At 32.3% G+C, this 13,611-nt stretch carries 6 protein-coding genes; all 6 read right to left on the minus strand.

What is annotated here, in order from left to right; all coding sequences use genetic code 11:
- Positions 1-14 precede the first annotated feature (14 nt).
- Positions 15-1,358, minus strand: coding sequence for a family 43 glycosylhydrolase (locus ACNG5D_RS09780; RefSeq protein WP_418183333.1), 1,344 nt, complete (start codon positions 1,356-1,358; stop codon positions 15-17).
- Positions 1,359-1,533: 175 nt separating this feature from the next.
- Positions 1,534-3,630, minus strand: coding sequence for a BNR-4 repeat-containing protein (locus ACNG5D_RS09785; protein ID WP_418183334.1), 2,097 nt, complete (start codon positions 3,628-3,630; stop codon positions 1,534-1,536).
- Between the two features lie 53 nt (positions 3,631-3,683).
- Positions 3,684-7,202, minus strand: coding sequence for a family 78 glycoside hydrolase catalytic domain (locus ACNG5D_RS09790; RefSeq protein WP_418183335.1), 3,519 nt, complete (start codon positions 7,200-7,202; stop codon positions 3,684-3,686).
- 440 nt (positions 7,203-7,642) lie between these two features.
- A complete protein-coding gene (locus ACNG5D_RS09795; protein WP_418183336.1) occupies positions 7,643-8,779 on the minus strand; it encodes a DUF5627 domain-containing protein in 1,137 nt (378 codons plus the stop codon).
- 37 nt (positions 8,780-8,816) lie between these two features.
- Positions 8,817-10,535, minus strand: a complete 1,719-nt coding sequence (locus ACNG5D_RS09800) for a RagB/SusD family nutrient uptake outer membrane protein (protein WP_418183337.1) — start codon at positions 10,533-10,535, stop codon at positions 8,817-8,819.
- 27 nt (positions 10,536-10,562) lie between these two features.
- Entirely contained in the window at positions 10,563-13,595 is a 3,033-nt protein-coding gene (locus ACNG5D_RS09805) for a SusC/RagA family TonB-linked outer membrane protein (RefSeq protein ID WP_418183338.1), read from the minus strand.
- Positions 13,596-13,611 lie beyond the last annotated feature (16 nt).

The following is a 13,611-nucleotide window of genomic DNA, read 5'->3' on the forward strand; positions in this document are numbered from 1 at the left end:
TTATTAATAAGTGTTTAGTTTTTAAATTGAAATCTATTTAATTTGAATGATGTCTCATCCAAGTCTTTAAAAACAAAGCAAAGTGATTGCTCGTCTTTAAGGTCTTTTGTTTTAAACGTTCTTTTTTGAAATGTAAAAATTTCATTTTTTGGTATTTCGCAGGTAAATAACAAATTTCCTTGAGGGTTATCGTCCCTAACTTCTACTTCTAAGGTTGCTGTTGCCATAACCTCTAATTCTAAGTTACTTTTATCCTTCAATCCTTTAATATTTGGGTATATTAGATAGCTAAACTCCTTTTGGGGTTGTATTGAAAAACCTCCAATGGTATTTTCTATTTTAATAGTCCCTTCAGATTTAAAATAATCTTCGGCTTCAATACTATTATTAGCGTTATAATTTGCAACGCCAACACCATCTACTCTTACAGTTTCCATTTCGCCATTATTTTTATAATGTACATAGCTTATAAAACTATCTCTAAAATAACGGTTTCCTGTTTGGCTTATATCACAATATACATAATACCATTGGTTATGCCATTCGAAAAAACTACCATGACGCCCTTGCAAAAAACCATTTGGCCATGTAGGAGCATCATAGCCTTTAGCAAAACTTTCCTCTTTTATAACAGTATCTTTATAATCATAAGGTCCATATAAGTTATTTGACATGGCATAAAAACAACCCCAAGATAAATAATAATTGCCATTGTATTTATGAAGAAACGGTTTGTCGTCTGTTGGCATTTTTTTGTTCTCTCCATCTGTGTTATAAGGCCCTCTTACATTTGAAATCTCTATTTTTTTTGGTATTTCTGCTAAACTTAGCATATCGTCATTAAGCTTTGCTATGTAATAATCCCAAACGCCAAAAATGATATAATGTGCTCCATTTTCTTCAAAAATAGCCATATCATATTCGTGTGTTGGTGTTAAATTTCTATTTAATAGAGGTTTACCTAAAACATCTTTCCATGGACCAACTGGAGTACTTCCAACTACAACACCTGTTTGTTGATTGCCTTCGGAAAAATACCAATAGTATTTACCATTTTTATAGCCTGCATCTGTTGCCCAACATCTTGAGTACTCTTTTCCTATATAAGTATCTTTTGGGTTAAGTACACTTCGTTTTGTCCAATTGACTAAATCTGGTGACGACCACACCCACCAATCTTCCATGATAAATTTTTTATTATCTATGGATTTATCGTGAGAGGCATAAACATAGGCTGTATCGTTAAATATATGTATATGCGGGTCGTTTAAACCTTTGCTTGATACTATTGGGTTTTGAGCATTTGAATACATCAAACCAAATAAAAAAAGTACAATACTAAGGTTCAATTTCTTCATTATAAACACATACTATCTACAAGTTCAACTAATTAAAGTATATAACAAAATAATAGTGTAAATATATTATTTGACACATCAAAATCTGTCCTGCTGTATCATGCAAATATTAACGAAAAAAGCTCTAGTATACCTATAACTTTATTATCAAATTAATATGTCTTGTTTGCCCCTTTTATTTAATGACTATCTTTTTTACTAGCTTGCTATTTTCATTGGATAGTTCTAAAAAATAAATCCCTTGCGTGTGGTTTGAAAAGTCTACTTTATTTTGAGAAACTATGCCATTTTGTATAATTTGACCTTGAATATTTACTAAGCTATAACTAAGTCTTTGAATATTAGATTTAATATTAAAAACACCCTCACTTGGATTTGGGTAAACCATTACGCTCTGGACACTAAAATTGTTTGTACTTAAAGCCGACTTCAACTCAAACTCAATTTTATCCGGTTCGCTGGATAATGATCTTCGTTGTGTAAGTCTTACAGTATTTTCACCTTCGTTTAAAGTAATATTTGGAATTTTTGTTTCTAAATATATATTCCAGTCAAAGGTTCTTGTTATTAAAACATCGTCATATAAAATTCCGTTTATTTCAATATCCATGATAGAGTCGTCTTTATTTCTATTTGCTGCAAAAAGAATAAAATCATAAACACCTGCAGTAGCTACTTGAAATTTATGTTCTATAAACTGGTTTGAAGCAAAGGAGTCTATATATTGCCCTCCTGAAGCCGAAGCGCTAGAGCCGATATTAATATCATTACTAGCGGTTGTATAATCTTCTGCTTCTAATGAAATTAAAACTGAAGCATTAGTTTCAGATAATGTAAATTCTTGGAAATATAATGGGCGCTTATCTCCCACTTCTGGTGTATTATTTCCAGTATCTTCCATAAGATAAACGTATAGTTTATTTCCTTCTACAAAAGCATCAAAATGATTGAAGTTTAAAGATTCTGTACCTGCATAAACTATTTCCCAATTATTCTGCCCTTCTAAAGTGGCTTTAATATTTACTTTTCCTCCAATAAGTTCCACCATAAATACATGGCTTTTGTAGCTATAAAGTTCACCACGAGTTTGTGGATTTGGGATAAGCCCTCCTACATCACTAGAAAAATTACTATCAGTAATCAACTTATAATAATGTACATTTCTATTGTCTACACGCTGTACAAAATGAATCGCACCATTTTCTGTAACTGTCCATGCTGGATCGGAGGACGAACGAGGTAATGAAGCTGTCCCATAATCATCTCCTGGTTGTGCTATCTGGACTGGGTCAAGATTAGGATTAATATTATTTTTTATTGGAAGAGAAATAGGGGCATTATTAACATCATACCATGTTGTAGATGCACTTGCTGGAATTCCATTAGTGTACGCATAATATAGTCCGCTATTTAACATATAACCATTACTTGTGTTTGTATCATTATTAGTAGAGTACCTTATTGAAAAGCCAGCATAAAACTTACCGTTTAAAAAGCGCTCACCTCCATACATATTATTGGTATTTGGAGAAGATAAAGTACCTTCATGAAACAACCAATTATTACTCCATACACTACCATTATAATGTGCTAAAAGTATATCGCCATTTCCAGAACCTCCTTGTCTATATCTTGCAATTAAACTTCCGTCATCGGCTCTGTGAATCATTGGGTAGGTCATTCGTTCATAATCCTCACCAGATTTTAAATAATTTTGCTTTGGGTTAAAAATATCTAAGGTAAACTCATTATCAGGCACAAAAGCTTTATTTGCCTTAGATACCGAATAGTTAAAGAAATGATTTGGTAATGAAGATGACCTATAAGCGTGCATATCATATAATATATGAATGGTATTGTCTATTGTACTCACACCAATAGCTGCTGTATTATGAGAATCGCCACGTATACCTGTGCCTTTTAAAAGTTCTCCGCCTTGTCCAACATGTTGGTGTGGAAATTCTATAGTAATCCAATTGGAGTTTGGTACACTTAAATTTTTTCTGGATAACATTAAATTACGTTTATCCATACCTCCTTTATACCAAGTTACAAATGCATAACCGTTTACAACATCGACACAATCTCCATGAGGTGTAATTCTTTGTGAAAATCTGTAATTTACATTCTTAGACCCTGCAAAATACAGACCACCTTCTCCTGCTCCTGAAACTTGAGATAGTTCATCCAATGCAACTATAAGTTGTTTTTCCTGCCCCCAATGTAATTTAGAGATACAGCATATTATTAATACTATATAAATCTTTTTCATCTTTTTCTTTATTTAAAAAAAACCAATTAGCTAATCTAATTGGCTTTAATTATTTAAAATGAATTTATTTTAAGCTGAATGGTATGTTTACCTGGATCGAGTCTTATAGACTCAAACGCCGAGGGTACTTTTTCTCCATTGTGAATCAAATCTTTTCCGTTTAAATCATTCAATGAAAATTCGGCTACCATATTACCTGGAATCTCAATTTCATAAGTTTGCAATCTAGCACCATTATAGGTGTATTTTCCTTTAATTTGCCCTCTTACTGTTGGCACAGTAATCTCACTAGATCTTAGACTACTCATTTGTGGTTTTATTGTTGTTAGCGCAAACCCTGGAGTTTTAGGTTTAATACCCCATAAACCTCGAGGTATTACATTAGCTGGTACTGCTCCCCATGCATGGTTCCAGTCTAGATTAATTTTATACTCATAATCCCAAGCTTCTAAACTAATTGTTGAGCCTATACGAATCATATTATACCAACTTCTTTTTGCTTTACTTGCTAATAACTGAAGTGCATAATCTGCTTCTCCTGCGTTATATAATCCATCCATTAAAAATTGTGCTCCGTAAACACTACAGGCCATTCCTCTAGATTTAACATAATCTACAACAGAATTAATATGTTTTTCTGGTACTAATCCGAATGCTAAAGGCATCATATTGGCATGTAAAGAGGCATGGTCTGTACCAATACCATCTGTGTAAATACCACGTTCTTTATCAAACATTTGTTCGTTAACTGCTTTTTTAGCTTTTGCAGCTCTATATTCAAAATCTAAGGCATCTTGCGTTTTTCCTAGTAAGGCAGCAAACTCTGCCATGATTTTCATATTTTCGTAAAAGAACGCATTAATAACTGTACTGTAAGGTTTAAATACAAAACCATCGCGCTCTCCTTTTGTTTTGCTTCCTGCAAAATTCTTTGAAGGCCAATCTACAATATCAGTCAATGGTTTTTTATAACCCTTTTCGAACCCTAGCTTATACATAAATTCTTCGGTAACTTTTGTAGATGTTATTAAACCATCTTCATTAGAAAGTTCATAAAGCGTTTTATGTTTTAATGGCTCGTAATAACGTTCTATTAATTCTGTATTACCAGTATACATATAATCGGCATAAATTAACAATGCGACATGTTGCTGCCATTCTGTAGGCCATGTTGGATTTTTCATGAAATACTCAATAGTACGTCTTGCTATGGCATACTCTCTATCGGTAGTGTAATGGCTTAACTGATTTAGGTAAGCATCGGCTTCATAAGGAATACGCTCTCTGTCACCATCTACATAAAGGCCAGCAAACGTAGTGGCTTTAATAGAGTATTTACAGAAATCCCAAACCTGGTTTAAAATATCATCATTACTTGTGAAACTACTTGCATTATCATCCCAATAACTTGTGTATCGTAATTGCTCGAAATCTTCTGCTTTTAAGGCTGTTTTAGCACCTTCAACTTCTGCGTATCTAAACGGTTGTAAAACTGGCCATCCTTCTTGTAAAGGTATAGCTTTACTTGGGCCTTTCATACGTTTATCTGGAACAGGATTAATTTCTATTTGGTATTTTGTTTTTCCAGGTGTTACTTTAACTTTAATTTCCTGGTAACGAATATTACTTCTTACTGGCGGCGTTCTGTTTACATTTCCTTTATCATCAAGCATTTCGCCAATTCTAACTGTTAAGGTGTGCGGCTCTTTAGCTTTATATTTAAAATCGATGGTCGAAAAAGCTGCTTTACCAAAATCTATAAAGTAGAAATCGTCTCTGTTTTCAAACCGAACAGGGTTCACTTTATCTATAAGATATTTATTTTCTGTTGAAATGATGTAGTTATCTGGTTTTCCTGTTGTAAATTTTTGAACTTCAGAATAATCTACCAATCTATTTTCTTGTTCCCAAATTCTAACTTTCCAATAGTATGTTTTTCCTATTTCTAAAGGACTTCCACCATATTCAATATCTGTAGATTTTGTAGAAGCTACGCGTCCGCTATCCCAAACATTACCATTATTATTATCAATATTGGTTTTATTTGATGCTACCAAAATTTGATACGCTCCTTGAAATTTAGAGCCTAAGGGTACTGTCCACCCGAATTCTGGTTTTAAATCGAAAATTTTAACATTTGTTGAAGGGTCTCTAATTAATTCTACCGTTAAATCCGTTGGTGCTGCTCTATATTCATTACTATTCTTCTTAATAAGTTCATCAAGCTTAACTCTTAATTTATTAGCAGTTTCTCTATACTTTTTCTTTGTTATAAGGTTTTTAGTTTCTAAAGGGTCTTTCTCTAAATTGTATAACTCTTCAATAGATTTGTCATTAACATACCTAAAATATTTCCATTTTTTTGTTCGCACTCCTTCACTTGGTGGTATTTCGCTAAAGTTCCAAATATGTTCTATTAGAATAGTATCTCTATTTATTGAATTTGTTTCTTTCTTTACAATGGGTAATAAACTTTTTCCTTGCCAAGATTCAGGAGCTTTTAATCCTGCAATATCTACAATGGTTTGAGGTACATCGATGTTAAGTACCATGTCGTTAATATCTTGATGGTTATTAACTCTTGGATCAAAAACAATTAAAGGTACACGTATAGAGTTATCGTACATTAACCACTTACCTGCAAATTTGCGTTCTCCTAAAAAATAACCATTATCGCCCATAACAATAATGACTGTGTTTTTTTCTATACCTTTTTCTTTTAATTTTTTACGAATTTTAGCAATTTCTAAATCTATTCCAGAAATCATTCGATAATAGCCTTTTAAACTGTGTTGGTATTTTTCTGGTGTATCATAACGCCACGTCCATCGTAACCAATTAAAGCCTTTTTTAACAATTTCTGGTTGTGCATCAAAATATTTATCGTCTCCTAATTTTGGTTCAGGAATTGTTGTATCTACTAATAAATTGTCTGTTGTGTTTTGCCAGAAATATTGTTCTGGTGCTCCATCATGAGCATGTGGTGCACTAAAACTTAATGATAAACAAAATGGCTTTTTATTTGTTGAATTTTTATCAATAAAATCTAATGCTTGTTGTCCAGTATATCTTGTTAAATGTACTGTATCCTTGTCTATAGTTTTATAATAGTAGCCTCTTCTATCTTTATACCTATTATTTCTATCGTAGTTTTCATACTCATCAAATTGTTTATCCAAATTGTTGTAACGCACACCATACTTGCCATAAAAACCTGTATAATAACCATTATCTTTTAAAACTCTTGGGTAAGAATTAACCATATACTCGTCTCTAATATTTCCTGTTTGGAAATTATAATTATGAGCACGTTCATGTATACCTGTTAAAATACTAGCTCTACTTGCTGCGCAAATAGGTGTAGTAACAATTGCTGTATTAAAATAAGTTCCGGATTTAGCTAAATTATCCATTTCTGGGGTCTCAACAAACTGGTTGCCTGCATAACCTATAGCATCAAACCGTTGGTCGTCTGTGAGAATGAAAATAATGTTTGGTTTTTCTTGTGCAAGAGATATATTTAGGCTTCCTATTGATAATACAAGCCCTAATAAGAGTTTAGTTTTTAGCATTGAATATTAATTAACTGTTAAATAATTTTTCATTTATTCTAAATACATTAGTAAAAAATAAATAAAAGATTGTAATAATTTTTAAAGTTACATTATTTATAAAATAACTTTATCCTGCACTATCCTGAAAGGGTATAATTAAAGCAGAAAAGTAACTACAAAAAAAACTCTCTATCATAAAAATAAAATTTATGATAGAGAGTAATGACTAACTCAAACATGTTTAAACTAAACTTATTATTATCAAAAATACAACATTAGTACCTACACCCCATCCTGTAGAATCCTGTAAATCAACAACTAAAACACAACTTATATATAAATATTGATATTAATACACCTAATTAAAAGACGCTTTCGAATAAATTTTAATTAAAAAAAATAGCGAGGAAAAATCCTCGCTATTTTCTAATGATAGTTTTTATTAAAATAAAAAAATATTACTCTTCTTTTAATTCGACAATAAACTCTTCAAATTTTACGTCACGGTCTCTTATTACTAAAGTATCCTTAACTGTATGCATCAAATCAACTGTTGTTCTTGAGATTACAGTACCAAATCTCATTTCTTCTACAACTTCAACATCTTGATACTCGTATTCTAAATATATTACGTTACGTTTTTCTCCTCCCCATTCATCTCCATCTTCTAAAAATCTACCTGTTCCTGTTATATTAAAATCGCTATCTTCATCTGCGTTAACAATTGTAATTTCTTCATTGCTATCGAATGTTAGCTCTAAAGAAACTGTGCTATTACTAGCAATGCTTCCTCTTCTTACAAGATTGGTACTTATTGCTTTATTTTTCCCTGCAGTTGATATTGGAGTTAATTCATCATGCACAACAAATTCTTCTCTGTAAACTGTAGTGGTATCGATGTTAGTTGTTTCTGTTTCTCCTGTTGCTATTGTTACTTTTTCTGATGTTCCTACAACTTTATCTTCACCACGTCTTAAATAAATACCTTGATATTTATTCATGAACTTAATACCAAAAAGTGTGTAATCTTTAGGTGCAGGGTTCCAATCTGATTCTCGTATCTTGATAGGATTGTCTACAACAGGAACACCTGCTAAAAGTGTATCTAGCTCTTCGTAATCTGTAATTCTTAATGGAATTACATAATGAACTTCTCCAAACTCGGCAAATGATTGCGGATCGTCAAAAAATGCATCTGTAAGTTGTACCGGAATACGCCCCTTAGTAGAACCTGAAGGTATTGTTACAGGGCTTTCTTGCTCAATATTATAGTAAGATGCTGGTAATATTTTTACATTTACAGAATCGACACCTAATTTATCTGGATCTATCAATTCTGGCGCCAGTTCAAAATGTACTCTTCTATTTTTATTATTATTATAAACACCAGACATAATAACTCCAATTTCAAATCGGCCGTTATTATCGTTTTCATTAAATCCTAAATCATATTCACCTTGAATTAACGTTCTAACTGGTGTTTGAAATGGGAAATATACTGAAGTTGAGCCAAAGTCGTCAAATTCATTTTCTTGGTTCTCACAAGCCATTATACCAAAGGCTATAGCGATTAATATTATTACTTTTATTTTCATATCTAATATTTTTTCTTTTAAAAAATTTGCGAATAGCTTACCAACCATTGTTTTGCTCAAGTTCTGAAAACTTTAATGTTTCAGAATTTGGAATAGGCATGTAAGTTGCAAATGGTTGATAGTTTCTAATTTCAATTGATGGTATTTCAACATAATTATCGCCATCATTAAAGTACCCTTTTGCTGTTTCATTTAATGATATTCCCCATCGTCTAAGATCCCAAAATCTATGACCTTCAAAACTAAGTTCTATTCGTCTTTCGTTTCTAATAAGCGCTCGCATATCCTCTTTGCTTATAATAGATGTTAAGTAAACATCTGGTTGCGCAATACCTGCACGTTCACGAATTGCAGCTATAACATCACGAGCTGTCATGCCATTAATTAGTTGATCTGGGCCTCCAATTTCATTAGCTGCCTCTGCAAATATCAAAAATAATTCTGTATATCTAAAGTATACATCGTAATGGCTTTTTCCTACGGTTGTTCCATCGTTGTTAATTCTAACATCAGGTCGTAGTAATTTTTTAAGATAATATCCTGTTGTAGTTGAAAACTGTGGAATAGAATCCAATCTATCAATGCCTCCTCCAACACCAGTATTAATAGTAGAACCACTAAATGAAGATCCATTAAGAACTACATATTTTTCTAGTCTTGGATCTCTATTATCATACGGGTTTTGCGGATCATAACCGTTTGCCTCTGTTGCTGGTAAACCGCTTTGCATAGGGAATGCCTCAACAAAATTCTCTGTTGGATTAATTTCTCCTCTACCATTTACAGAGGGAGGAAACATTCTTTCTTCAATGGCAGAGTTACTTCCGCCTAATGAACCACGCCAAACCATTTCTCCACTATCTTTATCGTTGTCTGATATATAAAACTCAAGACCTTCTGGTACTAAACCAGAAATACCTCCAATAGTATTTAAAATATTACTTGCGTTTTCTGCTGCTATAGTATAATAACCACCATCATTTAAAAATGAAGGACTCGCAGCAAAAAGAGCCAAACGTGCTTTTAATGCTTTTACTATTCTTCCTGATATTCTTAAATCATATTGTGTACCGTTAACTACTTTATATTTATCAGGATCGAAATCAGCATACCAATCGTCTATATCGGATACACTATTTGAGTAATCTGTTGGTAATAAGGTAAGGGCTTCATCAAAATCTTCCATTATAGCCTCAACAGTAGCCTCAAATGATAAACGTGGGGTATTAAAGTTACCGTTTGCATCAATAAATTCTTTAAAGTATGGAACTCCAAGTAAATCGCCAGATACACCTATTCCTGCATGTGCTTGTAATGCATAAAAATGGTGCAATGCTCTTAGTGCAATTGCCTCTCCCTTCATACGCATATTGAACATTTCATTGATTTCTTCATCTCTGCTCCATTTTATCTCTCCTGCATCAATAATTTCTAGGAAACGGTTAACCCAAAATACACGTTCAAAACTACCCCAACGTGAAGCTGGATTAAATTGAGCTGATAACTCTCCAAGAGCTATACGTTTATATGAATTACTTAATTGATTGCTTACTGCATCATCGGTTGCTGCTTCAGAAAATGAATATTGATTAACTAAACCTGAATATCCATTTAATAATATTCCTTCTGCTGATTCTGGATCTGTGCTTACGTAATCGAAATCTAGCCTGTTTTCGTCGATAGGTTCGAAGGTATCGCAGGCAATCATGCTGGTAAACACCAACATAACTAACATATATTTTATTAAATTTTTCATTCTATTTATCTAAATTTTGTATTTACATTAAAATGACATTCTTACACCAAGGGTATAGGCTCTAGTTTGTGGTGTGCCTCCTATTGTTAATTGACGAATATCTCTGTTTTTAGCAATCTCAAAAAGATTAGTTCCTTGAAGATTTAAGCTAAAATCGTCCATACCAAACTTACTGCATATTTTATCATCAAATTCATAAGTTAACTGAGCTCTATTAATTTTAAAGAAGCTATTATTATACATCCAAAATGTAGATGTTCTAAAATTGTTTTGATTAGTTTGTGATGATAACCTTGGAAATGTTGCTGTATTAGCTGTTTCTGGAGTCCAACGTCCTAAAACAACCTCAGAGTATTTATCGTTACCATTTACTTGATAATAACTATTTGAAGTTATAGCATCTCCTCCTGTTTGACCTGTACCTAAGATAAATAAGTTGAATGCTTTATACTTTAAGTTAAGGTTAACTCCGTAAGTCCATGGGCTGCTTGACTGCCCAATAGCAACTCTATCATCGTTATCAATAATATTGTCTCCATTTTGATCTTTATATTTTAAATCTCCTGGTTGTACTGCACCAAAATTTGGAACAGGTAAACCTGCGTTTAATACATAATTGTTGTCATCATCAATACTAAAGTCGTCTTCAGAATAAAAACCTTCATCAACCAATCCAAAAATTGTAGAAAGTTCTCTTCCTACTCTATTTTGATAGTTAAATTCATTTGTTTCAGATCTCTTTACGGCTTCTGTTTGACTGTATAAAATATTAGCACCAATACCTATTGTAAAATCATTAATGGTTTTATTGTAATTCATTCCTAATTCAAAACCAGTATACAAATTTTTATCAAAATTATCGTATGGTCTGAATGTGTTATAATATGATGGGTATTTATCATTTAAGAATGTTAATTGCTTATCTAGCTCTGATCTAAAATAATTAAATTCTAACCAAAGTGAATTCATTAAATAACTTTCAAAACCTAAATTTAAATCAATACGTTCTTCAAATCCTAAATTAGGGTTAGCACCTTGAGAAAGTTGTTGTCTTCTGTTACGACTTTGTCCATCTGCCCAATTAAAGTTAGATCCATCAGAATAGTTTTCATCATACAGATAGTAACCACCTATACCTAGATCTGATTTTATAACTCCTCCTGTAACTTTTAACTTTAAGTAATTTACAAAATTACTCTCTTTTAAAAATGAATCTTCGCTTAAAATATATCCTATACCAAACGTTGGTGATAAACCTCCTCTATTGCCTTCTGGTAATTTAATTGAGTGAGTATAAGCGCCTGTAAAATCAAAAAATATTTTTTTCTTAAAATCGTAAGTCATTTGAAACCCTAGGTGTGCATCTTTATCAGATTGAAGCACTCCGTTAGTTTTCATAGAGTTATAATATCCTAATAACGTTGTATTTATTGAGTGGTCTTTAGCTATTGTTTTTTTATAATTAACTAATCCATAAAGTCCAAATCGTGATACAAAACCATTAGTACTAACATTCTCGGTTAAATCTTTTAAATCTACATCTCCATAAGGGGTTAAATCTACAATTCTATCGCCCTCCCAAGTTGGCTCATATACCGTGAAATCATTTTCAATGGATAACTTATAAGAATCATAAAAATCAAAACTTAAATATGTTTTTGCAGATAATCCTTCTGTAATTCTTGATAAATCAAAATTAATTGAGTTATTAAACTGTGTAGAACGAAATACATTGTTTTGATAGCCACCAGCTATAGTGCTTGCAATTGGAGTATTGGTTTGAAACTGTTGTGTTCCTCCTAGTAACATACCGTTATAAATTCCTGCAGCTTCTAATAAACCTGCTAGTTCAGGATTTCCGGTTGTGTCTACCAAATTCGCAGGTAATAATGGTGCATAAGCATTAGGCTTAAAAGTTGCTCCTGCGCTTAATAAATTAGAAAAAGAACTCCTGTTTGTGCTAATTATTGCAATACCATCTAGACTACTAGTAATCCAATCATTTACTCTAAAATCTATATTACCTCTAACATTAAAACGATTATTACCCGCATTGGCATCTGGATTGGTTTTAACCCAGGATTCGTTACGATTCCATCCCGCATTAACATAATACTGAGATTTATCATTACCTCCAGAAAACTCAGAGATAATACTTGTAGAGTTTACAAATGATTGCAAATATTCATTCGAATAAAAATCAACATCTGGGTACTTGTATTTATTTGTACTTGTTCTAAATTCTTGAATAAGTGCTGGATCATAAAAATTATCAAGACCATCATTATTTCTACCTTCGTTAAAAAGTTGCATGTATGCTGCAGAACTCAAATAGTTAGGTAAAGCAATAGGCATTCTAATTCCAGAACGTACGTTCACATTTATCTCTTTTCTATTTATTTTACCTCGTTTAGTGTTAACAATAATAACACCATTTCTACCTTGACTACCATATAAAGCCACAGAATTTGCATCTTTTAGAACAGTTATCTGTTCTACCTCCTCCATGTTTAAAATATTTGGATCACGTCCTATTACTCCATCAATAACAAACACAGCGTTACCTAAGCCTCTTACGTCAGAAGAACCTCTTACGCCTAACGCAAGCCCGTTAATATAATCTCTTACCCATTGTGTATTATCATAAGTTAATCGGTCTTTAGTATTAATTGATGATACTGCACCAATAATATCACGTCGATCTTTAGTGGCAACTCCCATCTTTATTTCGTCGTCTTCTGATGCTAAGTAATCCGACTTTATTAAAGAGACGCCATTTTCCAAATCGAAAACATTAATAAGTTTTGATTCATATCCATTTTTTTGCACTACTACAGCCTCATCGGTTTCTAAAACAATTTGAAACTTCCCATTAACATCTGTTAATGTTTGAACACCATTAGGACCAAAAATATTAACATGACTTAGAGGGTTGCCCTGTTCATCAACTACAGTAGCCGATATTTGTGTACCAGTTGTTTGTGCTATTGCATTACTACAAAAGCAAAACAAGGCAAAGCACATTAGAGTAAACACCCTATATATTTTATTTATCTTCATTTTTTTTTCTTTAATA

This window comes from Algibacter ulvanivorans (assembly GCF_048381495.1).
Lineage (GTDB): Bacteria > Bacteroidota > Bacteroidia > Flavobacteriales > Flavobacteriaceae > Algibacter_B > Algibacter_B ulvanivorans.